Below are 23,087 nucleotides of genomic sequence, written 5' to 3' on the forward strand. Positions count from 1 at the left end.
GCGATGACGCTGAAGCTCGACAAGGTCAATCGCGGACCACACCTCTCCACCCTGGTTGCGAGTTCCATCTCGCGCGAGATCGCGCAGGGGCGCCTGAAGCCCGGCGATCAGCTGCCGACCGAGCAGGCGCTGGCGACGACGTTCGGGGTCAGCCGCAACGTGGTGCGCGAGGCGATCGCGCGGCTGCGCTCGGAAGGCCGCATCTGGTCGCAGCAGGGGCGCGGCGCCTTCGTGGTGGAGAGCAACAACCCGACGGTGCTGACCATCGACTACGAGGCGCTGCAGCGCGCCGACTCCTTCCGCAACCTGTTCGAACTGCGCGGCATCCTCGAGGTGCAGGCGGCGGCCTTTGCCGCAAAGCGGCGTACCGAAGCCGATCTCACCGCAATGGGCGATGCGCTGGCCGGCATGCGTGCGGCCCCCTATGGCAGCGTCGCCTGGCTGCGCAGCGATCTTGAATTCCACCGCACCGTCGCCGAGGCGACGCGCAACAACTATATGGGCCAGTTCCTGGTCTTTGTTTCCGAGCGTGTCCGCGAGAGCATTCTTGCTGCCGGCAACCAGCAGAAATCAGACGACATGGCCCGCATCACGCTCGGCGAACACGAGCGCATCCTGGCCGCCATCCGCGCCGGCGATGTTCAGGCGGCGCAGGAGGCCATGCGCGACCATCTGGCGGGCGCGGCGTTGCGTGTTGGGCTGCATGATGGTGGTGAGGCGGAGGCAGAGGCAGCATCTCCGGTGCGGCACACACGACTGCGGAAGGCTATTCGTAAGCAGGCCGCCGGATAGGTCGTGTATCAGCTTGAAATTTGACCCTGAGCTTTTTGCTCGGCTTGGTTCTTTTGCGTGCCGCGATGCTGATTGCAATGAAAGCAGGCGGCGGCGAGTTGCTCATATCGTCAGTGCCGCCATCCATACGGGCTTTCTTGTGTTCGATGATAGGGCGTGTCGGGCCTCGCTTCGTAAACGGGGGGCGACAATGTAGCACAATCCGCCTTGGAGCTTAACCAGATGGCGGCGCACCCACATTCGATACAGAGGATTTCTTAGATGCTTCATGTTCCCCGCAAAATGGGAACATGGGAGCGGGCCAGGCGTCGATCCGCTTTTTATAGGGACCGCGTTTGCCCGGCTTAGGCGCAACAGTTCAGCTATTTTTCAACGATTGAAAGCGTGGGTGTCGGACTTCTCTCAGCTACTTCGATTGATCTGCCAAAATGGTCGCTCAAGACGTCCAGCGAAATTCCCAAGGTTTCGTCTGAGTCCAACTTAGGAAGCAGTCCCCGTTCAACCAATTTCTTCCACGCATTGAAGAGTAGGCCGGGCCTCTCAATCGGAATTGTATCGTCTAGAGGTTCCTTCGCCAGTTGCTTTGTTTTGGTCATTTGAATGCGGAAGGAAACGTATTGGTTTTCATCAATAGCGCCTATGTCGCGCGCGCGATGGGCAATCGCCTGCATTGACACCAACCAGCGCTGTTTGAGCCCCTTCAAATGGCTCGCCCTGGTAGAATAGAACTCACGGAATATGGACGCGCGCGGCAGAAGAAATGCCCCGGCAAACCAATTGGCTTCGCGCTCGATGCGATCCCGGGTTGCCTTAGACTCCATGTCGTCCTGGGAGATGTCGCGGTGCAGGATTAGGTGGCCAAGTTCATGGGCGGCATCAAATCGAGACCTCACCGCAGAACCTTTATCTGATCCCAACAGCACATATGGTCGACCATTAATCCAACAAGAGAATGCGTCGATCTTTTCGGAGCCAAGCGAAAACCTGCTAACGATCACGCCCTGGGATTCGAGCAGGGCCACCATATTGTTTATGGGGGCGTCACCCAAGTTCCAATGACGCCGTGTCCGAGCGGCAATATATTCGATCTGCTCCAATGAATATTCGCCGTCATGATCCATATCGTCGAAGAATGGAACGTTGGGTGTCGGCAGCCTAATTCCTGCGTCCAGAAGTGTTTGGACAAACTCCCAAAGCCAATTCGTCCGAACGTCCAGAGCCATGTTAATTCTATTGCTCTTCGGTCCTACGCTTCTGAAGAACCGGACCTTTTTGTTGATCGAATTGGCCGGCGTTTCCTTTAGAAAAAACGAAACGGGTTGGTGCAGGAGCCGAGCCAACTGCATCAAGATATTCATGTCAGGGCGACGGTCGCCATTCTCATAATGGCCTATGGCTGTGCCGGTGATGTTAAGCGCTCGGGCTACATCGGCGCGCGACATCTGTAGCGCCATGCGCGCGTCGGCGAGGCGTTGAGGAACAACGCCGGATGCGCGATCTGGAAAATGGAAAATATCGCCAGTCATTCTTCGTCGTGAACTTTCTTGATTATCTCGTCTATCAACTCGGCGTCCGGCGACTCCGTTGGTCCTTCGCCTCTAGCGCCAGTCGTGTCGGTGGCGACCTCGTGAGGCAGCTTGAGCAAGTCGTCAGTGAACCAGATCAGCTTGTTTTCGGTCGGGTGTGGGACGGATAAATTGGCGAAACGAAGATTGCCGTGGCCGTGAAGGAGGAGAATGTGCTTCCGAGTATCGTCCCTGGCGCGCTCTGCGTTCATTTCTTCGAAGAGATATTCGGCGTTGGGAACGTCAAGCTGGTCGCGGAACTTCGCCCATCTCGGTTTCTTGTGAGGATAGTCGACCTGGTTAATGGTGATTTCAGCGCCGGGCGACCGCATCACCAAATGTTTGCCTGTCGGGCAGGCATAGTCTTCCCACGAAGGATCGAATGGAAGATGTCCTTCCCGTATTAGCCTTATGAACTCAAACTCAGCGGCCAGCACGATCAGGTCACCGCGTTGGAATTTTGCGCTTGGCGTTCCAAGGAATTCCAGACGCTCGAACGCATCGTCTGCGCTAGCGTAGGCGCGCTTGAGTGCAGCGGGGATCAGCGGCCGATATACGGCCGGGTACTCTTCATCGATCAAATCCTCTGCGGGATTGCTCGCGGACATACGAATCTCCGTTGGAAAAATGGACTTTCCAACAAAAGCGAGTATTCTTGGAAAAAAGTCAACACCTATTCGGGCGCGACAACTACTTTGTTCCCCACCGCTTCGCCGCTGCCTTCTTCTCGGCGCGCCGGGTCGCGCGGGCGCTTGGGGTGCCTATCAGTCATGATAATGCGTCCGGATGCATTGATTTAGTACCGGAAAATGTTCGCGGTTTTAGCGAGCATCCATCATGACCTTCGATGTGCTCGAAATGAGCGCGCATCCCGTTGTTGCCCTCACGGTGAGCGCGGACAGCGCCGTGGCACTCGGGGCAACGCTTCCGGCGATCAGGGTTTAGTTCAAGCGCCTGATAAACCTCAATGGGCGCCCAAACACCGATCCCCGATTCCATTTCGCAAAAGTCTTTTTCCATTGACCGAATATGGCATTCGACGTCGGCCATTCAAAGGCTGAATTTCAAACTGACCCGAACTCCTATATGCTTAGCGGAAACCATCGGAGGGATCGAAATGCAGCCTTATGAAAAGGTCGTGTACATATATCGTGGCGCTCCGGGAAACTCGTACGTTTTGACGCTACTTCTGGATCCCGTTAATTGCGAACTCAAGGTGAAAGATTACCATACCCGATACAAAGGTACTCGCCGGTCGACAATGATGTGGAGCGTCCCCGACTTTCTCAACCTCAAACTTTCCACATGGCCCTATCTGTACAAGCTATCGCTGCCGAAAGTTCGCCAAGCGGTTCTTGATTTGATGATCAAGGCCGGCGCCGAACAAGTCGATGATGTCAACGCCTATAGGACCTAAAGGCCAGAAGCGCCCGGCCGACGTAATCGGCAATGCTGTCTGCGTCATGCGCATTGCTGAATGCGAGGAAGCTGCAGTACCCTCCAAATTTTTCGACTGGTCGGAGGACCACTCTCACGGCAGAGTGTGACCATGTGCAATCTTTACAACATCACCACGTCGCAAGAAGCTGTCCGCCAGTGGACTAGGACCTTGCGGGACATCTTGGGCAACCTCGAGCCGTCCATTGACATCTATCCCAACCAACCCGGCCCGGTGGTGCGCAATGCGCTGGACGGGGTGCGGGAGCTTGCCAATCTGCTGTGGGGCATGCCGACGCCCATTGAGCGGATGAAGGGCAAGGCCGACTACGGCACCACCAACATACGCAATCCCCAGTACGGCCATTGGCAAGAGTATGTCGGTGTCGGGAACCGCTGCGTGGTGCCCGTGACGAGCTTTGCGGAGCCGAGCCCGACACCCGGCGACAAGGACCCTGAAACAGGCATCCAGCGAAACTATTGGTTCGCGCTCAATGAGGACCGCCCGCTGTTCTTCTTCGCTGGCCTCTGGACGCCGTGGCATGGGGTGCGCAAGGTCAAGGACGGCCCCGGCGACTTCGAGCTTTACGGCTTCATGACGACCGCGCCCAACGCCCTCATCAAGCCGATCCACGAGAAGGCCATGCCGGTTATCCTGAGGACGCAAGAGGAAACGGAGACCTGGCTGACAGCACCGTGGTCGGAAGCGAAGCGGCTGCAGCGCACGGCGCCGGACGATGCCCTTGTGATTGTCGAGAAGCCGGCCACGCAGATCAAGTTTCCGCAGCAGGCACCGCAGGCGCCGGCTCAGGGCTCACTGTTCTAGGCTAGCTGTCATCCCGCCAAATCACCCGCCGCACCATGCGGATTTCGACAAGCCGCCTCACCCGTATCTTCATGCCCTCCAATGCACTTGGCAGCAGGATATCCACGTCAAGCTCGCGGCGTCTGCACCGCTCGCAACGCATGTGCCGGGCCACGTCCCAAAACGGAATGTCCCCGACGAGCCTGGCGAGGTCCCCTGGCAGATAGTGGCGAGTGATGTTGCAGTTGATGCACCGGACACGGACTAGCTGACCAACCTCATGCGCTCGGCACAGGGTCTGCACAAGGCGGCGCGGTCGTCTGCTCTGTTCCGGCATGGCTCAAAAATAGGAACCCATTCCTCTCCGAGTCAATTCGCTCTTGACAATTATGTTCCCTTTTTGTTCTATGCGACCATGCAGCTTTTGGAGCAATCGCCATGGACCACATTGTGACATTGGACAGCCGCAACGAAGCCGCCCTCCAGGCAATCGCTGAGAAGTTCATTGCCCAGCACAAGGGCGACCCAGTGAAGGCGCTAAAGGAGATGATCGTTCTCAACGGGCACCTTCAGGACCGCCTTGACACGCTCTCTGCGCCGCGTCGGGCAACCCGTTAGGAGAAACGCTATGGCCACGATGCATTTGGACGCCGAATCCAAAGCCGAACTGCACGCCGAAGCGGAGAAGCTCATCGCCCGCTATGAGAGCCCCCTTGAGACCGTCAAAGCGCTCATGGCCTACAACTGCGAGCTTGAGACCCAAATTCTCGCCCTCGCCCACAGATTTCCGGGTATCGTCGCCATCAGCTACGATCCTACGCCGCCTGTACTGGGGTGATTGCGAATGACCGAAGTCGGTCAGGTCATATCGGCTGGCATCGCGTTGCTCGCCAACAGTGACGATCCGATGTCTCCGTCGAGCGCAAAACGCTCGCAGCGCTCGCCGTCGGACTCATCGATGAAGCTCTCGCTATGTTTGAAGCCGAGCTTCGCCAATATCCGCAGCGACGCGAAATTGCGCGCCGCCGCCTCGGCCGTCACCTGTTCAAGCGCCAGAGTTTCAAAGGCGTAGCGGAGGACTTCGCGCGCCGCCTCGCTGCCCAGTCCGTGCCCCCAATGCGCACGCGCCAGCACAAATCCCAATGCGGCTGCCTTGGCGTCGGTTGCGCCGAAGGACAGGGTTATCGTCCCGATCGCGTCCGATACTCCTGCTTGGTCTATGGACCACTGGATCGCCTTACCGTCAGCGAACCGCTGACGCGAACGGGCGAACCATCGCTCGCCTGCGCTTATGTCGTCGGGAACGGGATCGCCGGCAAGGGAGGCGGATTCGACATCCGTCGCGCGCGCAAACCATGCTGGGATATCCCGTTCGCTCGGCGCCCGAAGCACGAGCCTTGGTGTCGTGAGCTTGGGAAATCGGACTGCTTCCATGGGGGCATTTTCGACCTGAGACGGCGCCAATGCAACGGCGCTGCCAGGCCGCGTTCGCTAACCACCAATCTCGGTCATTCCGCATTTATGTGTCGCCCCGCCCTCTGGCGGCTCAACCAGAGAAACACCGTTCAGCCGGCGATGATATCGGACAAAGCCGGCACGAACTTCTCGCCATGGCCGGTTGCAACCGCGGTGGCAAAGCCGTTGCGCACCACCGCACCGATCGGATTGGCGACATCGGAGGCTTGAGCGAAAGAGGCGAGATAGGTCATATCCTCAGCGCATTGACGATGGTGAAACGCTGATCGGGCTTGCCTGCAAGCCGTTGCTGGCAGGCACCTGTCGATCCGTGCCAAATCGCAAGATCGGTCGAGCGCGACATATCTGGAAGGGCCTAGCTGGTGTCGCCACGGAGGAAGAGACGGTGAAGGCGGCACTTGAAAACTACCATGCCCGAATGCAGCGGGTGCTGGACCACATAGACCAGCATCTGGACGACGATCTGGGCCTGGAAGCATCGAGCGGCGTCGCGGCGTTCTCGAAATACCATTTCCACCGGCAGTTCACGTCCACCTTCGGGTTGTCCGTGCATCGCTATGTTCAGCTTGCCCGCATGAAGCGCGCTTCGTACCGGCTGGCCTACAGAGACGCCGAAAGCGTCACGGACATAGCGATGGATGCCGGTTACGACGCACCGGATGCCTTCGCCCGCGCCTTTCGGCAACGGTTCGGGCAATCGCCTTCGTCGTTCCGGAAGTCTCCCGACTGGGAGCCGTGGCTTGCGGCCTTCGGGCCTCTCGACAACGCCAGGAGCAAGCTCATGCAGAAGACTTTTACCACTGACGACGTGACGATCCGCGATGTGCCCCCCACGCCGGTGGCGATCGTGGAGCATCGGGGCGACCCGGCGACGCTCGGCGCCACCATCCAGAAGTTCATCGCGTGGCGCAAGGCCGCTGGCCTGTCGCCGAAGACAAGTCCGACCTTCAATGTCTGGCGTTCCGAGCGGCGTCCTGCGTCGCCTGCCGATTACAGCGTGGACCTTTGTGTCGGGACGGACCAACCGATCGAGGCGAACGGCGAGCAGATCAAGGCCGGCGAGATCCCCGGCGGACGCTGCGCGGTGCTGCGCGTCGTCGGCAACACCCACAATCTGGAGCCTGCTGCGCTCTACCTTTATCGCGAGTGGCTGCCGGTCAGCGGCGAAGAAGCAAGGGATTTCCCTCTCTACTGCCAGCGCCTCGCCTTCTTCCCGGAGGTGCCGGAGCATGAGACGGTCGCGGAGCTGTTCCTGCCGCTGAAATAGTTCTGCTGGACGGCGGCTTGCAATGGTTCGGGACAGGTCCGCCCCGGTGACCAAGGGACTTCAGTCCTAGTTGAGCCATAGCTAATATGCCTATAGCGTTGGCAGTGCGGGGGGGACGATCCCAAATCGAAGCCTATCCCGCAGTGGCCGGTGCGGCACGCTTCACCCAAGCATCCCTGCACCGGCCATTCTTTCGCTATGACCGGTTAGGCTCCCCTACCGCTGGGTAGCCTACGGCCCGCTTGAAATCGTAACCTGGGTGCGCGATTGTCGCCGCTTGGGGGAGATAGGTGATCGATGCGCCGCACTACAAAGGCTCTGCCTTTCGTGCCGACCGAGATTCACGTCAGTACGTTCGAGGATGAGAAGGGCCTTCTAGGCATCCTTTCGATTCAGACAACGGAGGGCATCCTGGACCTGGCCCTCGACCTCACGACCGCAGACGCCGTCGCAAACGCCGTCAAGGAAATCCGGTCGAAGCTGGCCCCCGAGCGTTAAAAGAAAGCCCGGCTTGAAACCGGGCTTGGGAGGTCAGTTGGGAACACCGAAAGTGAGAGGATCGTGCCCTTTCGGTATTGCTAACTTTGCATCGCCTTCATGACGACTGCATGAAGCCATATGTCGATTGGCTAAAATACGGAACGTCCGATAGAGTGGCCATTCGGCTCGTCAACGGCCGGGTCTGTCAAACATACAATCGCCTAATAGCACGCCCTGCGCCGCGCCTTATCGGTCCGGCCCCGTCACATCTCTGGCGGCTCGACCAGCGAGACGCCGTTCAGGCCGGCGATGACATCCGACAAGGCCGGCACGAACTTCTCGCCATGACCGGTCGCGACCGCGGTGGCAAAGCCGTTGCGCACCGCAGCACCAATCGGGTTGGCGACATCGGCGGCCTGGGCGAAAGAGGCGAGATAGGTCATGTCCTTGAGCGCATTGACGATGGCAAAACGCTGGGCGTTCTCGTTGCGGTTCAGCACGAAATCGAAGAAGGCCTGGTAGAAGCCGCAATCCATGCGGCTGCCCGAGATGACGCTGTTGAAGACCTGCGGCGTCAGCCCGGCCTTGGCGTCAAGCGTCAGCGCCTCCGAATAGATGGCGGAGTAGCCCATCGAGACGAAATTGTTGAGCAGCTTCATGGTGTGGCCGACGGGGCGGGATGTTCGCCCAACCTCCACGTGAACTCACGAACGTTCGTATCTCGGTCGCGTCGCACCGATGGTGCGTGGCTACGATCAGGCATTCGTGGTATACTTTTGCCGCCTTGAAAGCGTGACGCCGTACGGCGGTTTGCCTTGGGAGATGCCAAATGCGCATGTCCTTGCTCTTCATTCCACTACTGCTCGCACACATCCCGATTGTATCGCATGCCGCCGACATTCATGACGCCGCCATGAACGGCGATGTCGCGGCGATCGCGGCGGCGCTCGATGCAGGCGCCGGCATTAATGAGAGTGATGGAACCGCAACGCCGCTCTATTTTGCGGTCTGGATGGGCCACATCGAAGCGGCAAAACTGCTCATAGAACGTGGTGCGGACGTCAACGCCCAGACGGCTTTGGGTCCCCCGCTGATGGCGGCTGTGGGGGTAGGCAAGATCGATCTGTTAAATCTGTTGCTGGAGCGCGGTGCAGATCCAAATTCCGTCCGTGGCGGCGAATTCGCCCTTCATGTCGCCGTCACTCTCGATTGTCTCGACTGCGTGAAGGCACTGGTTGAGGCCGGCGCAGACGTGAATGCGAAGACAATGGACGGCAAGACGCCGCTCCATCTGGCAAAAAGCAGGGGGCAACGCGAAGTTGCCGACTATCTCTTGTCGCACGGCGTCGTCTTGCCAACACCAGCCCCGATCTCAATGAAGTTGGCTTCTGCCGATGTCGAGAAAGGCCGAACCTACTTCACCCACGCTTGTGACCGTTGCCACAACGCCGAGCCAAAGGGAGTGACCAAAACAGGACCGAACTTGTGGAGCGTCGTCGGCCGCGACAAGGCATCCATGGCAAATATGCGTTACTCCGACGCCTTGCTGGGCTGGGAAGGTGTATGGACGTACGAGGACCTGAACAGATATCTCTTCGGGCCCATGCTCACCACGCCGGGCGTTAAGATGGAGACGCCTGGTGTCCCGGACGAGACCGAACGGGTCAACGTCATCGCCTACTTGCGCACACTCAGTGACAAGCCGATCCCGCTGCCCTGAATCGATGATCTCTCGGGCCGCGCTTTATCGGTCCGCCCCCCTCACCTCGCCGGCGGCTCAACCAGCGAGACGCCGTTCAGGCCGGCGATGATATCCGACAGTGCCGGCACGAACTTGTCGCCATGGCCGGTCGCGACAGCGGTGGCAAAGCCGTTGCGCACCGCCGCACCGATCGGGTTGGCGACATCGGCGGCCTGGGCGAAAGAGGCGAGATAGGTCATGTCCTTGAGCGCATTGACGATGGCAAAACGCTGGGCGTTCTCGTTGCGGTTCAGCACGAAATCGAAGAAGGCCTGGTAGAAGCCGCAATCCATGCGGCTGCCGGAGATGACGCTGTTGAAGACCTGCGGTGTCAGCCCGGCCTTGACGCCGAGCGTCAACGCCTCCGAGTAGATCGCCGAATAGCCCATCGAGACGAAGTTGTTGAGCAGCTTCATGGTGTGGCCGCTGCCGGTCGGGCCGGTGTGGACGACGCGCGCGGCAAACGCCTCGAGCACCGGTCGCGCGCGGGCGACGGCCTCCGCCGGGCCGCCGACCATGACGTCGAGCTTGCCTTCGGCTGCTTCCTTGGGAGTGCGCGCCAGCGGCGCGTCGATCAGCATCACGCCTTGCGGGGCGAGTTCGGCGGCAAGCGCGGTCGTCGAGGACGGGTTGGAGGTCGAGCAGTCGATGACCAGCAGCGGCTTGCCTGCCGCGGCTAGTCCATCCGGCCCCTTGACCAGCATTTCGACCTCACGCGAGCCGGTGACGCACAGGATGACGACATCACAGGCGGCGGCGAGCTTGCGCGGGGTTGCCGCCTCGGTGGCGCCGGCTTCTATCAACCGGTCGGCAGCGGTGCGGCTGCGGTGCACGCAGACGGTCAGCGGCCAGCCCTTGCGCATCAGATTGTCGGCCATGCCGGCGCCCATGCTGCCCAACCCGATGAAGCCTATGCGTTCTTTCATGCAATCCTCCAACCATGGTCCGCGCCGGCGGGCCGCATTTCGTCACCTTGCGGCGGGCACCTGTCGATGCAATCCTTTGCCGGAGAATCGGACCGGAGTCCCCCGATGGCGGAGCCCATGTTTTTCGACGCCATACCGCAAGCGCCCAATCTGCGGACCGGGCTGGTCAACACGCTGATCGCGCAGATCGAATCCGGCGACCTGGCGCCGGGCCAGAGGCTGCCGACCGAGCAGGAGATCGTCGCCGCCACCGGCGTCAGCCGCACCGTCGTGCGCGAGGCGCTTGCCGCACTGCGCGCCCGCGGCCTGATCACCACGCGTCAGGGCCTCGGCGCCTTCGTCGCCAAGGATCCGCTGCCGAGGACCTTTTCCATCCTGCCGGACGATCTTGAATCGATCGACGAGGTGCTGCGCGTATTGGAACTGCGCATGGGTATCGAGGTCGAAGCGACCGGGCTCGCCGCCGAACGGCGAAGCGACGCGGCGCTCGAGCAGATGAACTCGCGGCTGGACGCGCTGGAAGCGGCGGTGCGCGCCGGCGGGTCGGGCTCGGAAGAGGATTTCGGCTTCCATCGCGCCATTCTCGCGGCAACGCAGAACGCCAATTTCACCCGGCTGTTCGACACGTTCGGCAGCGCCATGATCCCGCGCCAGTGGACACGGCTCGACCGGATGACCATTCCGGAGCGGGAAAAGTACCTGGCCCGGATGCAGCGCGAACATCGCGCCATTCTCGCGGCGATAGAGGCCAGGGATGTCAACGCGGCGCGGCGCGCCATGCGCAGCCATCTGACCAAGAGCTATGCCCGCTTCGAGGAGTTGCGCGACAGGGCAAGTCACGACTGAGTGCTTGCTCATACCGTGGCTCCCGTGACGCCGCCGAGATAGAGTTCCCGCATCAGCGACATGTCGCGCAATTCGGCGATTGCGCCTGAGACGACGATGCGGCCGTTCTGCATGAGATAGCCGCGCGACGCGACCGAGAGCGCCAGGCCGGCATTCTGCTCGACCAGCAGCACCGAAGCGCCGAAGCGTTCGCCGATGCCGAGAATGATCGCCTTGATCTCCTTGACCAGCAGCGGCGACAGGCCGAGCGACGGCTCGTCGAGCAACAGCACGCGCGGCCGCGTCATCAGCCCGCGCGCGATGGCCAGCATCTGCTGCTGGCCGCCGCTCAGCGAGCCGCCCTTGTCGCGCCGCTTGGTGGCAAGGATCGGGAAGAAGGCCAGCATCGTTGCGAAATCGGTTTCGACGGCGGCATCGTCACGACGCGCATAGGCGCCGAGACGCAAATTCTCCTCGACGGTCATGTCGACGAATATCTTGCGCCCTTCCGGCACCAGCACGACGCCGCGCCTGGCCATGACATCGGCGGCAAGCCCGGTCACCTCAGTGCCATCGAAAGAGATGCTGCCGGAACGCGGCCGGATCAGCCCGGCGATGGCCTTGAGCAGCGTCGACTTTCCGGCGCCGTTGGGGCCGAGGATGGTGACGATCTCGCCCTCGCCCAGCGTCAGCGAGACGCCGCGGTTGACGATCGTCGGCCCGTAGCCGGTGACGACATCGGAAACGGCGAGCAGGTTCACAAATCGCCTCCCAGATAGACTTCCAGCACCTTGGGATCGGCAAGCACCGCCTCGGTCGGGCCGTCGGCGATCTTGGACCCGAAATCGAGCACGGCAAGGCGCCGGCACAGCATCTGCATCAGCTTCATGTCGTGGTCGATGACGCAGACGGTGATGCCATGGCCAGGCAATTGGCGGACAAGCCCGACCAGGGCCGTGGTCTCGCGATCATTGAGGCCGGCGGCAGGTTCGTCGAGCAGAAGCAGCGAAGGCCGCGTGGCCAGCGCCAGCGCAAGGCCGAGCAGGCGCAGGCTGCCGAACGGCAACACGCCGGCCTTCTCGTTCGCAACCGCGCTCAGCCCGACGAAATCGAGCAGTGCCTGCGGTGTCGGCCACGGGTTGGCGGTGCTGTCTGCCCTCGCCCTTACGTGTTCGCCGGCGATCTGCACATTCTCCAAGACGCCAAGGCCGGCAAAGGCCATCGCCTGCTGGAAGGTGTAACCGATTCCGGCCCGCGATATGGCATGCGGCTTGAGACCGGTGATGTCTTGCCCGCGAAACAGCACGCTGCCGCCGCTCGGCCTGTGGACGCCGGTGACGACATTGAACAGCGTCGTCTTGCCCGAGCCGTTCGGACCGACGACGCCGAGGATTTCGCCCTCTTCGATGGCGAGGTCGACGCCGGCCAGTGCGGTGACGCCGCCGAACTGCTTGCTCAGGCCGCTGATCGCCAGGATCGGGCTCATCGCTGCGCCTCCGCCGCGCCGCGCTGTTGCGTCTCCTGTTTCGGCTTGCCCGAAAATGCCGCGCGAAGCGCTCGCACGATGCCGCCGATCAGGCCATCGGGCAGCAGCATGATCACCGCGATCAGGCAAACGCCGTAGACGATGCGCGACTGGACCGGGTCGAGGTTGAGCACTTCCGGCAGGAAGGCGACCAGGATGCCGCCGGCGAGCGGTCCCTCGATCAGGCGGGCGCCACCGATCATGACCATCAGCGCCAGGTAGATGCTGGGGAAGGAGGAGAACTGCGACGGCGAGATGTGGCCGAGGAAATAGGCCAGCAGCACGCCGGAGATGCCGGCAAAGATGCCGCTGACGACGAAGGCGCCGATCTTGTGCCGGCCGACATTGATGCCGAGCGAGGCGGCAAGCTTCTCGTTCTCCCGGATGGCGCGCAGCGTGCGGCCATAGGACGAGTTGATGATCGCCCAGCTCGCCACCGCCGCTGATGTTACGAACGCCACCACCATCAGATAGTAGCGCGTCAGGTCGCTCATATCGGCGCCGAACAGGGTCACCGGGCCGGCCAGGTCGAGGCCGGTCGCCGCACCGGTATAGTCGCCGCCATTGGTGAGCACGATGGCCAGCAATTGGCCGAAGGCAAAGGTCATGATGACGAAGTGGTGGCCGCCGACACGCAGCGACGGAATGCCGACGATCATCGCGAACACGGCGCTCGCGAGCGCAGCCGCCGGCAGCGCTGCCCAGAAGCCGACGCCGAAATCACGCGCCAGGATCGCCGCCGCATAGGCGCCGACGCCGACCAGTGCGGCGTGCCCCATCGACAGGATGCCGGTCTGGCCGAACAGCACCGAAAGGCCGTAAAGCGCAATCACGTTGATGCCGGCCGAGATCGCCAGCGACAGGAAGCGGTTGCTTGGCGAGAACAAAGGCACAGCTGCGATTAGCGCCAGGATGACCAGCACCGGCAGCAGGGATCGCAACGCCTTGAAGACGGAACCGGCGCGATCCTGGCGGAGGCCTTCCTTCATGACGCCATCCTGGGTCCGCTGGTGCCGCCGAACAGGCCGTGCGGGCGAACGATCAGCACCAGGATCATCAGGGCAAAGGAATAGGCATCGGTCCATTGCGAGAAGCCGTAGCCGGCGCTGAACCCTTCGACGATGCCGAGGATGAGCCCGGCGGCGACGGCGCCGTAGATGTTGCCGAGCCCGCCGATCAGGGCGACGGCGAACCCCTTCATCACCATGGTGCCGCCGGTGAACGGCGTGATCGGAAACAGCGCGATCAGCAATGCGCCGCCGAGCCCGGCCAGCGCACTGCCGAGCACGAACACGCCGGTGATGTAGCGGCGCACCGGAATGCCCATCAGGGCCGCCGTATCGCGGTCCTCGACGCTCGCCCGCAGCGCCCGGCCGTAGCGGCTGGCCGTGATCATCCGGAAACTCAGCGCCACCACGGCAATGGTGATCGCGATGACCATGACGCGCACCGAGGCGATGCGCACACCGCCGACCTCCCAGACAGTGGTCAGCGGGCGCGGAATGCTCTTCTGGTTGGGATTCCAGAACAGCACGACGACATGCTGCAGCACGACGATGAGGCCGAGCGAGACGATGAAGCCGTTGGTCGGCCGCTCCAGGGTGAAGCGGAAAAGACCGCGCTCGAGAATGTAGCCCATCAGCCCGACCGCCAGGATCGCCAGCACCACCGCCAGCGGGAAGCCGAGGCCGGCGCTGACGGCAAGCCAGGTGACGATGCCGCCGATCATCAGGAATTCGCCATGGGCGAAGTTGATGATGCCGGTCAGGCCGAAGATCAAGGTCACGCCAATGGCGATCAGCGTGATGACGCTGGCGATCGAAAGCCCGTTGAGGATCTGCTGTATGAAAATGTCCACGGCTCGCATTCGCTGTTTAAGTGGTGGCGCTGTTGACGTGGAGGCCGGCGATCGAGACCCGCCTGTATTCCGAGAATATTCTGGAAATATTCTGGGAAGGATGAGTTGGCGGCGGGTGACGCCGCCAACTCGAGGGTCGGTTCGCCTGATCAGCTCTTCGGCGCTTCAGCCGGTGGCTGCTGCATCGAGCAGGAGATGGCGCCGCCGGGTGCCGCGGCGCAGACCTCGGTGGCATGGGTGACCTGGTGCGTTGGATTGAAGGTCAGGTCATCCGAGACCACGCCCTGATGGTGGAGGGTCAGCAGCGCCTCGACCGTCTTGTCCGGATCGAAGCTGCCGGCCTTCTCCCAGGCTTCGGCGAGGAAGTGGACATAGTCGTGGTAGAGCAGCGACACCGACGAGGTCACGCCGTGCGGCGCGCCGGCGGCGAAGTAAGCGTCGAAATAGGCCTTGGCTTTCGGGTTGGACGACTCGCCCCAGCAGACCGGAACGCAGCTCATCGCCACCGGCACATCGGCCGAAAGCTGCTTCTCCTTCCAGATGCCGGGGTCGACGCCGAACAGGAAGTAGCTCTTGGCGGCACCCAGTTCGAGCGCCTGTGGCAGTGCCGTCAGCGTTGAATCGCCATTGTACCAGAAGTGGATGATATCCGGATTGAGGCTCTTGGCGCGGGTCAGGAACGGCGAGAAGTCGGTTGTGTCAGGCGGATAGAAGATGATGTCGGGAACGTCCTGCCCCTCGGCCTTCAGCGCCTTGTAGTAGTAGGACGACAGGAACTGGCCGGTGGCGTCGTTGCCGACGATCATGACCGACTTCTTCGGCTTGTACCCTAGCAGCGGCTCAAGCAAGGTCAGCACGCCGCGCGCGGTCGATCCGGACCGCTGGAACTCCTGCGGCTCGGACTGGAAGAGATAGTGATCCTCGCCGCCCGGCTTGACCGAGTCTGGTGTCAGGATTTTCGCCAGCGTCGAATTGCCGGCGAAATGGATGATCTTGGCCGGCTGCGTGATCTTGGCCATGGCCAGCGTGAAGTCGTGCGTCTCCGATCCGAAGATCGCCTGCACCTTCACGTCGCGCACCAGTTCCTGTGTGGCGGCTATTGCGGTCGCGATATCCGTGCGGTCGTCGCGCTTGACCATTTCCAGTCTGTAGGTCTTGCCGCCGACCTTGATGCCGCCGGCGTCATTGATCTGCTTCACGGCAAGGCCGACGCCTGCCGGCAAGGTGTGGCCGGCGGAAACGAACGAGCCCGACTCCGCCGCGACGACGCCGATCTTGACGATGTTGTCCTCGGCGAATGCAGGATGAGCAAGCGCGCCAAGGCACAAGGCCGCCGACGCGCCCATTTTCAGAACGGTTTTCAACTTGAGATCCTCCCGACTCCAAATCATTGCAGTCTTACCGGGTTGTCATACAACCCTGTTATCTGGTAAATCTAACGAACGGGGATGTCAATCGCGTTGCCATGCGATAAAAGGCGACCCGCAGATCAGGAAACAGCACCAAGCCGCGGTTAGGAACAGGACATGCAGTCACGGAAATTCGGCCGTACCGGCCGCGATGTCAGCGAGATCGGCTTTGGCTCATGGGCCATCGGCGCCGCCTGGGGCGAGGTCAATGACGACGATGCGGTGGCCGCCCTGCACGCGGCCCTCGACGCCGGCGTCACCTTCATCGACACCGCCGACGTCTATGGCGACGGCCGTTCCGAAAAACTGATTGCAAGGGTGATGAAGGAGCGCGGCGGCGAGCGGCCATTCATCGCCACCAAGGCCGGAAAACGCCTGCCGGCGCAGAGCGTCGAGGGTTTCAGCCAGAAGAACCTGACCGACTGGGTCGACCGCAGCCTGAGATATCTCGAGGCGGACACGCTCGATCTCGTGCAACTGCATTGCCCGCTGACCGACCTCTACTACCACCCGGAGGTTTTCGAGCGGCTCGACCGGCTCGTCGAGCAAGGCAAGATCCGCAATTACGGCGTCAGCGTCGAGCGCGTCGAAGAGGCGTTGAAGGCGATGCAGTATCCCGGCGTCGTCAGCGTCCAGATCATCTTCAACGCCTTCCGCCAACGGCCGGCGGAGTTGTTCTTCGACCTGGCGAAAAAGAACGATGTGGCCATCATCGCCCGCGTCCCGCTGGCCAGCGGTTTGCTGTCGGGCAAGTTCAAGGCCGACACCAAATTCGAGGACAGCGACCACCGCAAATTCAACCGCAACGGCGAAGCCTTCGATGTTGGCGAGACCTTCTCAGGCGTGCCCTATGAGGTCGGACTGGCGGCGGTCGAGCGCATCCGGCCGCTGGTTTCCGGCGACACGACGATGGCGAAATTCGCCCTGCGCTGGATCCTGATGTTCGACGCGGTCACGGTCGTCATTCCGGGCGCCCGCAATCCGGCGCAGGCGATATCCAATGCCGAAGCGGCGCACCTTGCGCCACTGTCGGATCAACTCATGGGCAAGATCCGGGATATCTACGACCAGGACATCAAGCCCTATGTGCACCAGCGCTGGTGATCGAAAGCGAATAGCATTTCGACCTTCTCCGCCACGGCGAGATCCTTCATATTGCCTCTGCCGCTGTCTGATGCCAGGCGGTTCGCCCAAACGCCGCCATGGAACGTCGAGCACGGACCCGCGTGGCGGAAACGACGGCAAGTGCGATGAAGAAGAGGATGCCTGGATCGGCGCTGCCACCCGACACTGAGATGGCAATTATGCCGGCGAGCGAAGCATTCCTGACGCTCGTCGCGACCGCATCCGTTTCCGGGTCCACCCATTCCCGCATCCGTCCCATTCCGGCGACCAGGACACCGAGCAGGATCGCCATCATCAGCGATCCGAACAAGCCAAGTTGGGAAAGGACCGCGATCGGCCAGCTCGATGCCCTCGAACTGCCGAAACCGACGCCAAGGCCGCTGGTGTCCAGGAAGGACTGCAGGCTCTTGATGTTCCAATAGGTGCGCTCATGGCCTGAGCCAGAATCCGCTTTGTTGATGATGGTGCTGTTGATCAGCCTGACGAAAGGCTCCAAGGCTCCGGCGTCGTAGAGGCTGACGCCCATAATGGCGACCACGCCTATCGCCATCAGAGCGGTTACCAGTATCTCCTCGCGCTCAACCCGCCCCCTGAGGACTGAAACCAACATCGAGAAGGCGACCGGAAGGCACAGGAGAGCCAGACCGACGTAAGCGGTCGATGAAGTCGACAGAATGGTCAGGAAGAGCAGGATGCCCGCCAGCCATTGGGCAAGGCGTGACTTGGTCTTTCTCCAGTACGTGTAGCAGAATGCCAGGCAGGCGAGGGAAGCGCTGGCGAACGAAGAGGCTTCCGAAAAAGGTCCCGTGATCCGTACGAATCCTGCCTCGACCGCTTCCGTTATGAGTGCGTAATTGGCGGTTTTGATCGGGCCCAGCAAGTCTCCCGCTCCTGCATTCTTGCCGATAAAATCGACCAGCCCCATGCCCGCATGCAGACCGCACCACAAGAAGAAGCCGCGGCGGACCTGGTCGATCCTGTTGGAGTGCAGCAGCAGCACACAAAGCGCGATGGCGGTGAGCCCGCCAAGAATGAAGTAGCCCGTCTGTGAAGTGTTGGCCGAAACCGGGGCCAAGGACGCTTCTACGACGGCGCCTCGGGTTTTCGACTGCACGAAGACGGCGGTCTGTCCTGCGAACAGTCTTGGAAATAGCCATGCCCCGATGATTGCGTAAGCCATGAGGCTTGTGAGAACCCAGACCGGGCGGATGCTCCCGAACACACTTCCAAGGTCGAGCCAGATGCGACGCCTGACTGTGGTGGCCATGACGAGCAAGGCCGCAAACATGGTGTAGATCAGCGGAGACGACCCACCTAAAAAGGTCAGCGTCACGATGGCCGTCGCACCGAACGCCTGCGAAGCGATCAGGCCGATGATCAGCATTCCCCTGGAATAGCGGGCAACGACCAAAATAGCCGCGCACACCAGCAGCCCCATCAAAGAGACCTGCATTGTTGATCGAGCCTCCCGCTTGGTTTGGCCCTGGACTGTGCGGACTCAGGAAGCTGTCCGACGGCTCATCTTTCGGCAGATGGATATCCCGGGCAAGAGAGCCAAAGGACGTAGCCTGACACCCACATCCGCAGGACCCGGTCACGGCCGTTGCGTTGTAAAATGCACGGCGGCATCAGAGGATATGAAGCCTTTTCGTCTTCGAGCGAGGGGTGACCAAGCGGGTCGGTGGGCTTCTTGAGCTGTTTCGCGATGGCGGTCTTTTCGCAATCCGGCCCTCCTGCAAACGGCTAACCCTCAATCCGCGAACGCCTACTAAAGAACGCCTCGACCAAGGAAAATAGTAATCTTATAGTACGGGTGCAGGCTTGTTTTGGCTTTCAGTTGCAGAACCCTGTGTTAATGTTGAAATCGTGGGAGCGCTGGGCGACGGGCGGGTTGTTTGAGTTCCAGCACCAGGAGGAGAAGCGGTATGACCACTCAGGTTGTACATGGCGTATTCGGTCCCAAGCAGGTCAGGCAACTCAAGGAAGTTTACGAGCGTGCCCGGGTAGTGGAGGCAAATTACCCCGAGTCCCACATTGCCAGCAAAGCCGCCAAAAGGCTGATAGAGGCCTTCGAAGCCGTGATCCAGGCTGACGGGACGGTTCTGGATGTGCAGTGGCTAAGCGAGGCAAATCCCCAGGGAAACGCCTGAGACCAGGCCTTCATCTGGCGTCCGCGAAAGCCTTACGGTGAACGGCTTCATTTCTGCCGACGTTAGCCTTGCCCTGCAGGCGGATCCTGCTTGCCGCTCCAAAATCAACTTCTTTGGGAACTGGCCTGACGGCGGGTGGGCGGGCAGTGACTCCCCTATCCTGTCTCCACGTTTTCTCCGCGGACCGGCCGCGTAAGCCTTGAGCAGACGCCGGATGGCCGAGCCTTGCCGTTCCTGCGTCTCACAGCGCTTGGGGCCATTTGTGTGCGGTCCTTATAGCGACTTAAAAATTTACCGAAAATTAACTTAAGTTAGAGACCGCTTATAAATAGGCCATACACTGCCAGTGCTGCTCTACATGTCAGCAGCCAAGAACTGCTCAAGGCTCCAGGTTGGGGCAATCCGGCTTTGAGCTTTGAAATGGGTTGGGTATCAAACTTTCAATTCTAGAGAATGAGGGGCTCTGTTGGGCGCCGCAAGGCGGCCTTTGTTGGGGAAGGGTGGGTATAAGTATGGGTTCCACAGTAGGACTGCATAATCACGTTTCGACAAGTCAATCAGGAGTTCCGTCCAGCGGAACTGAAAATGTCCACGAACAAGCAGGCAAGCAATACCTCCTCATGCTGGATGGAAGGGCCTTAGACCGCGAGTGTCTCGCATCGGCCCTTGAGGATCATGAACTGGGCATGGCGGTCGTCGCCATGGGTTCGATCGAAGAATGGCGCCTGAGGAAGGGTTCGGCCCCTCCCCTTGCAGCCATACTCTTCAACCTTGGTGGCCGGAAGGTCACCGATCATGGCATCGCAGACGAGATCAGGCATATTTCGTCCGAGTTCAAGGCAGTCCCTGTGGTCATCCTGGCCGACACGGAAGACCTTGCACAGATACTGACGGCTCTCGAATGCGGCGCACGCGGCTACATTCCGACTTCGGTCGGGATCGATGTGTGTGTCGAGGCGATCAACCTGGCGGCAGCGGGAGGCATCTTCGTTCCGGCGAGCAGTGTCCTTTCCATGCGGCACCTGATCAATTCAGGCAGTTGCGACACACGGCCTTTGACGGGCATGTTCACGCTCAGGCAGGCTGAGGTCGCCCAGGCGCTGCGGCGTGGCAAGGCGAACAAGATCATCGCCTACGAACTGAACCTGCGCGAAAGCACCGTGAAGGTCCACATCCGAAACATCATGAAGAAGCTGAAGGCGACCAACCGGACGGAAGTCGCCTACAAGGTCAACGATCTCTTCGCAGAAGGAGCTCTGGCCGAAGAGTAATCGCAAACAATAAGACGGCCCGCCCTGGGTGAATCCTGGCGGGTCGTATTTGTATCGTACTACAGACTCATTCAGTGAAGGTCGATGGATCTCCGTCGCCGCGAATGGCATCGGGAGCCGCCCGAGATAGATGACCCCGCTCCGATGCGGTTCGTTGCCCCGAACTCCTGACCGTGTGCTGCAGGTGGATATTTGCGGAGTGCTCCGAAACGCCCGGATTCGTCGCGATGATCTGGTTCTGTAGTTCCCTGAAATGCTGTTCCATTGCGCGGTATCAAAGTCGGTGCCCGCCTGGGTATCCACCATAAGTGCTAACCGCTGACCTTATGGAGAACGCGAAATCCTGAGCCGAGCATGTAGACTTGCTGCCGGAATGGAGTGGTTGGCATGTCTGAGCAAAACCTTCGTTTTCGCAAATCCGTCCGCCTGCAGGAACGCGGTCGTGAACTGATCCCGGGCGGTAGCCACACCTACGCGAAAGGCGAGGACCAGTATCCCGTCCTGGCGCCCGGCTTCATCGAGCGTGGTTTGGGATGCCATGTCTGGGACGTCGACGGGAACGAGTACATCGAATACGGCATGGGCAACCGCTCCGTCGGGCTGGGACACGCCTACCCGACCGTGGTCAGAGCGGTGGAGACGGCCCTCCAAGGTGGGTCCAATTTCACGCGGCCAGCCAGGATCGAGGTCGACTGCGCCGAGACGTTCCTGGAGCTCATCGGCGCGCAGATGGTGAAGTTCTGCAAGGACGGATCGGATGCGACTTCGGGGGCCGTTCGCCTTGCCCGCGCCTACACGGGTCGCGATCTCGTTGCCTGCTGCGCCGACCATCCTTTCTTTTCGACAGACGATTGGTTCATCGGGACCACACCGATGAATGCCGGAATTCCGGAGGCGGTCCGAAAGCTCACCGTCACTTTCCGGTACAACGACATCGCCAGCGTAAAGGATTTGTTCGACAGGCACCCCGGCAAGCTGGCAGCCCTGATCCTCGAGCCTTCCCGCGGCGACGATCCGGTGGACGGGTTCCTGCATGAAGTCCAGCGTCTCTGCAGGGAAAAGGGCGCACTGCTCATTCTCGACGAGATGATCACCGGGTTTAGATGGCATGCGGCCGGGGCGCAGAAGCTCTATGGCATAGAACCGGACTTGTCGACATTCGGCAAGGCGCTCGGTAACGGGTTTTCGGTCTCGGCCCTCGCGGGCAAACGCGAATACATGCGGCTCGGCGGCCTCGAGCATACGGACCGCCCAAGGGTGTTTCTGCTGTCGACCACGCACGGCGCGGAGACCCATGCGCTTGCGGCGGCGATCGCGACCATGCGGACTTACCAGAACGAGTCCGTGATCGAACACCTGCACCGTCAGGGGACGAAACTGAGGATGGGGATCGCAGAGGCTGCCAGACGGCATGGGGTGGATGGGCACTTCAAGGTTGTCGGCCGTTCCTGCTGTCTGGCATATGCCACGCTCGACCCCAACGGCAAGCCGTCGCAGGCATACCGCTCGCTGTTCCTGCAGGAGACGATCAGGCGTGGAGTGCTTATGCCGTCTCTCGTCGTCAGCTACACCCACGACGACGCGGCCGTCATGAAGACGATAGAGGCCGTCGACGGTGCACTGGCGGTGTATGCGCAGGCCCTGGAATCGGGAACGAGCCGTTTCTTGGTAGGCCGCCCCACGCAGGTTGTTTTCCGCCGTTTTAACAATGGTGATGGCCGAGCTGAAATAATGACGACTCCAGAGAACCCTCAAGCCGCGAATAATGCGACCATGGGGCAATCTGAAACCCAGCTCGCGGCGACATCTTGACGCCACGAAAGCGTTGCTTTCTCATTCTTTTGGACCAAAGCAGGACCGTATACGGCAATCCCACATTGTTTCCACATGAGGCCATGGGACAGGATCTCACTTCGGCTGCAGAAACAGCAAGGTGCAGGCTGTCAAGGCCCCTCAGGCGAGGGAGATACAGGACGCGGGCCGAAAGGCATCGCTGGCTTGCACAGGCGCCTTGCTGCCGCGGAATCCGCTGATCGATCTGCAGTGGCAACAGGCTCGGGGAAAGTGTGGTTGCCCACCCATCTTACGGCTTCTTCGATCGTATCGAAGTTCTTGTGCAGCCCGCTCAGCAGCCCGAAGCCTGTCTCGAGGAACCATTTGCCTTTCATGCAGTAGGCTTCCTCGTCGATCTGGGTAAGGACGGCGACCAGTTGGTCGGATTTCCACACAAGAACCCCGGATTCTCCGCCCTCGACCGTTCCGATCCGAGCTTCGCTGAAAGAATATCCAGGCGCAATGTTTGCATTGCCCATTTTGACAAAAAATCCCTTCAACTTCAAAATGGATGGCAGAAAAGGCAGAAAGGAAAACCTTAGGATTGATGGCCCGCTCTGTCGGTGTTTTTTACCCCGCGACAGCGAATTTAGTAACAGATC

Annotated in this window: 25 protein-coding genes and 1 pseudogene; 12 read left to right on the forward strand and 14 right to left on the reverse strand. The window is 60.8% G+C overall.

The genetic code is table 11. The annotated features are described in order from the left end of the window. The first annotated feature begins 3 nt into the window (after positions 1-3). On the forward strand, positions 4-792 hold the full coding sequence (locus B5V02_RS27470) for a FadR/GntR family transcriptional regulator (protein WP_111547156.1): 789 nt from the start codon (positions 4-6) through the stop codon (positions 790-792). 362 nt (positions 793-1,154) lie between these two features. Here the strand turns inward: B5V02_RS27470 and B5V02_RS27475 are convergent, their stop codons facing one another. From B5V02_RS27475 to B5V02_RS40200, 3 genes are all read right to left on the reverse strand, one after another. Next, complete coding sequence (locus B5V02_RS27475; RefSeq protein WP_111547157.1) at positions 1,155-2,318, reverse strand: helix-turn-helix domain-containing protein; 1,164 nt, start codon at positions 2,316-2,318, stop codon at positions 1,155-1,157. After that, positions 2,315-2,965 carry a hypothetical protein gene (locus tag B5V02_RS27480; protein WP_111547158.1) on the reverse strand — a complete coding sequence of 217 codons (651 nt, stop codon included), beginning with the start codon at positions 2,963-2,965 and terminating at the stop codon, positions 2,315-2,317. The genes B5V02_RS27475 and B5V02_RS27480 overlap by 4 nt, the downstream gene beginning before the upstream one ends. Before the next feature lie 160 nt (positions 2,966-3,125). Next, positions 3,126-3,407, reverse strand: a complete 282-nt coding sequence (locus B5V02_RS40200) for a hypothetical protein (protein ID WP_146606155.1) — start codon at positions 3,405-3,407, stop codon at positions 3,126-3,128. 499 nt (positions 3,408-3,906) lie between these two features. Here B5V02_RS40200 and B5V02_RS27490 point away from each other — a divergent pair, with 499 nt between their 5' ends. From B5V02_RS27490 to B5V02_RS27505, 3 genes are all read left to right on the forward strand, one after another. Then, complete coding sequence (locus tag B5V02_RS27490; protein ID WP_111547237.1) at positions 3,907-4,620, forward strand: SOS response-associated peptidase; 714 nt, start codon at positions 3,907-3,909, stop codon at positions 4,618-4,620. Positions 4,621-5,037: 417 nt separating this feature from the next. Continuing rightward, positions 5,038-5,217 carry a hypothetical protein gene (locus B5V02_RS40850; protein ID WP_167458662.1) on the forward strand — a complete coding sequence of 60 codons (180 nt, stop codon included), beginning with the start codon at positions 5,038-5,040 and terminating at the stop codon, positions 5,215-5,217. Positions 5,218-5,227: 10 nt separating this feature from the next. Continuing rightward, positions 5,228-5,437 carry a hypothetical protein gene (locus tag B5V02_RS27505; protein ID WP_111547160.1) on the forward strand — a complete coding sequence of 70 codons (210 nt, stop codon included), beginning with the start codon at positions 5,228-5,230 and terminating at the stop codon, positions 5,435-5,437. 20 nt (positions 5,438-5,457) lie between these two features. Here B5V02_RS27505 and B5V02_RS27510 read toward each other — a convergent pair whose 3' ends face one another. Beyond that, positions 5,458-6,063 carry a GNAT family N-acetyltransferase gene (locus B5V02_RS27510; RefSeq protein ID WP_245446219.1) on the reverse strand — a complete coding sequence of 202 codons (606 nt, stop codon included), beginning with the start codon at positions 6,061-6,063 and terminating at the stop codon, positions 5,458-5,460. Between the two features lie 101 nt (positions 6,064-6,164). After that, on the reverse strand, positions 6,165-6,308 hold the full coding sequence (locus B5V02_RS42785; RefSeq protein WP_245446221.1) for a hypothetical protein: 144 nt from the start codon (positions 6,306-6,308) through the stop codon (positions 6,165-6,167). Positions 6,309-6,460: 152 nt separating this feature from the next. On the opposite strand from B5V02_RS42785, the gene B5V02_RS27520 reads away from it, so the two are divergent. Together B5V02_RS27520 and B5V02_RS27525 are read left to right on the forward strand one after the other, a co-directional pair. Further along, on the forward strand, positions 6,461-7,342 hold the full coding sequence (locus B5V02_RS27520; RefSeq protein WP_111547161.1) for an AraC family transcriptional regulator: 882 nt from the start codon (positions 6,461-6,463) through the stop codon (positions 7,340-7,342). A 297-nt stretch (positions 7,343-7,639) separates the two neighbouring features. Further along, complete coding sequence (locus tag B5V02_RS27525) at positions 7,640-7,840, forward strand: hypothetical protein (RefSeq protein ID WP_111547162.1); 201 nt, start codon at positions 7,640-7,642, stop codon at positions 7,838-7,840. Positions 7,841-8,085: 245 nt separating this feature from the next. Here B5V02_RS27525 and B5V02_RS27530 read toward each other — a convergent pair. Further along, positions 8,086-8,490, reverse strand: a pseudogene (locus B5V02_RS27530) (NAD-binding protein); the annotation flags it as partial. 161 nt (positions 8,491-8,651) lie between these two features. Here B5V02_RS27530 and B5V02_RS27535 point away from each other — a divergent pair. After that, positions 8,652-9,542, forward strand: a complete 891-nt coding sequence (locus B5V02_RS27535; RefSeq protein WP_111547163.1) for an ankyrin repeat domain-containing protein — start codon at positions 8,652-8,654, stop codon at positions 9,540-9,542. A gap of 41 nt (positions 9,543-9,583) precedes the next feature. Here B5V02_RS27535 and B5V02_RS27540 read toward each other — a convergent pair whose 3' ends face one another. Next, entirely contained in the window at positions 9,584-10,489 is a 906-nt protein-coding gene (locus B5V02_RS27540; protein WP_111547164.1) for an NAD(P)-dependent oxidoreductase, read from the reverse strand. 105 nt (positions 10,490-10,594) lie between these two features. Between B5V02_RS27540 and B5V02_RS27545 the strand changes: the two genes are divergently transcribed. Beyond that, positions 10,595-11,335, forward strand: a complete 741-nt coding sequence (locus tag B5V02_RS27545) for a FadR/GntR family transcriptional regulator (RefSeq protein WP_111547165.1) — start codon at positions 10,595-10,597, stop codon at positions 11,333-11,335. Positions 11,336-11,343: 8 nt separating this feature from the next. Here B5V02_RS27545 and B5V02_RS27550 read toward each other — a convergent pair whose 3' ends face one another. The 5 genes from B5V02_RS27550 to B5V02_RS27570 form a co-directional block, all read right to left on the reverse strand. Then, complete coding sequence (locus B5V02_RS27550) at positions 11,344-12,075, reverse strand: ABC transporter ATP-binding protein (protein WP_111547166.1); 732 nt, start codon at positions 12,073-12,075, stop codon at positions 11,344-11,346. Further along, a complete protein-coding gene (locus tag B5V02_RS27555; RefSeq protein ID WP_111547167.1) occupies positions 12,072-12,800 on the reverse strand; it encodes an ABC transporter ATP-binding protein in 729 nt (242 codons plus the stop codon). The genes B5V02_RS27550 and B5V02_RS27555 overlap by 4 nt, the downstream gene beginning before the upstream one ends. Further along, positions 12,797-13,828: a branched-chain amino acid ABC transporter permease gene (locus B5V02_RS27560; protein WP_111547168.1), complete on the reverse strand. Its 1,032-nt coding sequence runs from the start codon at positions 13,826-13,828 to the stop codon at positions 12,797-12,799. The genes B5V02_RS27555 and B5V02_RS27560 overlap by 4 nt, the downstream gene beginning before the upstream one ends. Then, positions 13,825-14,706 (reverse strand): branched-chain amino acid ABC transporter permease, encoded by an 882-nt coding sequence (locus B5V02_RS27565; protein WP_095080594.1) that lies wholly within the window; start codon positions 14,704-14,706, stop codon positions 13,825-13,827. The genes B5V02_RS27560 and B5V02_RS27565 overlap by 4 nt, the downstream gene beginning before the upstream one ends. A gap of 140 nt (positions 14,707-14,846) precedes the next feature. After that, a complete protein-coding gene (locus tag B5V02_RS27570) occupies positions 14,847-16,061 on the reverse strand; it encodes an ABC transporter substrate-binding protein (RefSeq protein ID WP_111547169.1) in 1,215 nt (404 codons plus the stop codon). Positions 16,062-16,223: 162 nt separating this feature from the next. On the opposite strand from B5V02_RS27570, the gene B5V02_RS27575 reads away from it, so the two are divergent. After that, complete coding sequence (locus B5V02_RS27575; RefSeq protein WP_111547170.1) at positions 16,224-17,210, forward strand: aldo/keto reductase; 987 nt, start codon at positions 16,224-16,226, stop codon at positions 17,208-17,210. A gap of 46 nt (positions 17,211-17,256) precedes the next feature. Here the strand turns inward: B5V02_RS27575 and B5V02_RS27580 are convergent, their stop codons facing one another. Continuing rightward, the gene (locus B5V02_RS27580) at positions 17,257-18,669 is read right to left on the reverse strand and encodes a hypothetical protein (RefSeq protein WP_245446224.1); all 1,413 of its coding nucleotides are present in this window, start codon (positions 18,667-18,669) and stop codon (positions 17,257-17,259) included. Positions 18,670-19,156: 487 nt separating this feature from the next. Here B5V02_RS27580 and B5V02_RS27585 point away from each other — a divergent pair, with 487 nt between their 5' ends. The 3 genes from B5V02_RS27585 to B5V02_RS27595 all read left to right on the forward strand — a co-directional run bounded on the left by B5V02_RS27585 (position 19,157) and on the right by B5V02_RS27595 (position 22,464). Continuing rightward, positions 19,157-19,381, forward strand: coding sequence for an exosome complex component (locus tag B5V02_RS27585; RefSeq protein WP_111547172.1), 225 nt, complete (start codon positions 19,157-19,159; stop codon positions 19,379-19,381). Between the two features lie 512 nt (positions 19,382-19,893). Then, the gene (locus tag B5V02_RS27590) at positions 19,894-20,652 is read left to right on the forward strand and encodes a response regulator transcription factor (protein ID WP_111547173.1); all 759 of its coding nucleotides are present in this window, start codon (positions 19,894-19,896) and stop codon (positions 20,650-20,652) included. 387 nt (positions 20,653-21,039) lie between these two features. Next, a complete protein-coding gene (locus B5V02_RS27595; RefSeq protein ID WP_111547174.1) occupies positions 21,040-22,464 on the forward strand; it encodes a glutamate-1-semialdehyde 2,1-aminomutase in 1,425 nt (474 codons plus the stop codon). A 131-nt stretch (positions 22,465-22,595) separates the two neighbouring features. Here the strand turns inward: B5V02_RS27595 and B5V02_RS41205 are convergent, their stop codons facing one another. Further along, the gene (locus B5V02_RS41205) at positions 22,596-22,964 is read right to left on the reverse strand and encodes a hypothetical protein (RefSeq protein ID WP_208647142.1); all 369 of its coding nucleotides are present in this window, start codon (positions 22,962-22,964) and stop codon (positions 22,596-22,598) included. Between the last annotated feature and the right edge of the window lie 123 nt (positions 22,965-23,087).

The organism is Mesorhizobium kowhaii (assembly GCF_003253745.1).
GTDB lineage: Bacteria > Pseudomonadota > Alphaproteobacteria > Rhizobiales > Rhizobiaceae > Mesorhizobium > Mesorhizobium kowhaii.

Coding starts and splice junctions, on each gene's coding strand:
- B5V02_RS27580 (WP_245446224.1), bottom strand. CDS start 18,669: ATGGGGCTGCTGGTGTGCGCGGCTATTTTGGTCGTTGCCCGCTATTCC.
- B5V02_RS27590 (WP_111547173.1), top strand. CDS start 19,894: ATGGGTTCCACAGTAGGACTGCATAATCACGTTTCGACAAGTCAATCA.
- B5V02_RS27490 (WP_111547237.1), top strand. CDS start 3,907: ATGTGCAATCTTTACAACATCACCACGTCGCAAGAAGCTGTCCGCCAG.
- B5V02_RS42785 (WP_245446221.1), bottom strand. CDS start 6,308: ATGACCTATCTCGCCTCTTTCGCTCAAGCCTCCGATGTCGCCAATCCG.
- B5V02_RS41205 (WP_208647142.1), bottom strand. CDS start 22,964: ATGGGCAATGCAAACATTGCGCCTGGATATTCTTTCAGCGAAGCTCGG.
- B5V02_RS27560 (WP_111547168.1), bottom strand. CDS start 13,828: ATGAAGGAAGGCCTCCGCCAGGATCGCGCCGGTTCCGTCTTCAAGGCG.
- B5V02_RS27470 (WP_111547156.1), top strand. CDS start 4: ATGACGCTGAAGCTCGACAAGGTCAATCGCGGACCACACCTCTCCACC.
- B5V02_RS27565 (WP_095080594.1), bottom strand. CDS start 14,706: ATGCGAGCCGTGGACATTTTCATACAGCAGATCCTCAACGGGCTTTCG.
- B5V02_RS27585 (WP_111547172.1), top strand. CDS start 19,157: ATGACCACTCAGGTTGTACATGGCGTATTCGGTCCCAAGCAGGTCAGG.
- B5V02_RS27540 (WP_111547164.1), bottom strand. CDS start 10,489: ATGAAAGAACGCATAGGCTTCATCGGGTTGGGCAGCATGGGCGCCGGC.
- B5V02_RS40200 (WP_146606155.1), bottom strand. CDS start 3,407: ATGGCCGACGTCGAATGCCATATTCGGTCAATGGAAAAAGACTTTTGC.
- B5V02_RS27505 (WP_111547160.1), top strand. CDS start 5,228: ATGGCCACGATGCATTTGGACGCCGAATCCAAAGCCGAACTGCACGCC.
- B5V02_RS27535 (WP_111547163.1), top strand. CDS start 8,652: ATGCGCATGTCCTTGCTCTTCATTCCACTACTGCTCGCACACATCCCG.
- B5V02_RS27555 (WP_111547167.1), bottom strand. CDS start 12,800: ATGAGCCCGATCCTGGCGATCAGCGGCCTGAGCAAGCAGTTCGGCGGC.
- B5V02_RS27575 (WP_111547170.1), top strand. CDS start 16,224: ATGCAGTCACGGAAATTCGGCCGTACCGGCCGCGATGTCAGCGAGATC.
- B5V02_RS27480 (WP_111547158.1), bottom strand. CDS start 2,965: ATGTCCGCGAGCAATCCCGCAGAGGATTTGATCGATGAAGAGTACCCG.
- B5V02_RS27475 (WP_111547157.1), bottom strand. CDS start 2,318: ATGACTGGCGATATTTTCCATTTTCCAGATCGCGCATCCGGCGTTGTT.
- B5V02_RS27525 (WP_111547162.1), top strand. CDS start 7,640: ATGCGCCGCACTACAAAGGCTCTGCCTTTCGTGCCGACCGAGATTCAC.
- B5V02_RS27545 (WP_111547165.1), top strand. CDS start 10,595: ATGGCGGAGCCCATGTTTTTCGACGCCATACCGCAAGCGCCCAATCTG.
- B5V02_RS27595 (WP_111547174.1), top strand. CDS start 21,040: ATGTCTGAGCAAAACCTTCGTTTTCGCAAATCCGTCCGCCTGCAGGAA.
- B5V02_RS40850 (WP_167458662.1), top strand. CDS start 5,038: ATGGACCACATTGTGACATTGGACAGCCGCAACGAAGCCGCCCTCCAG.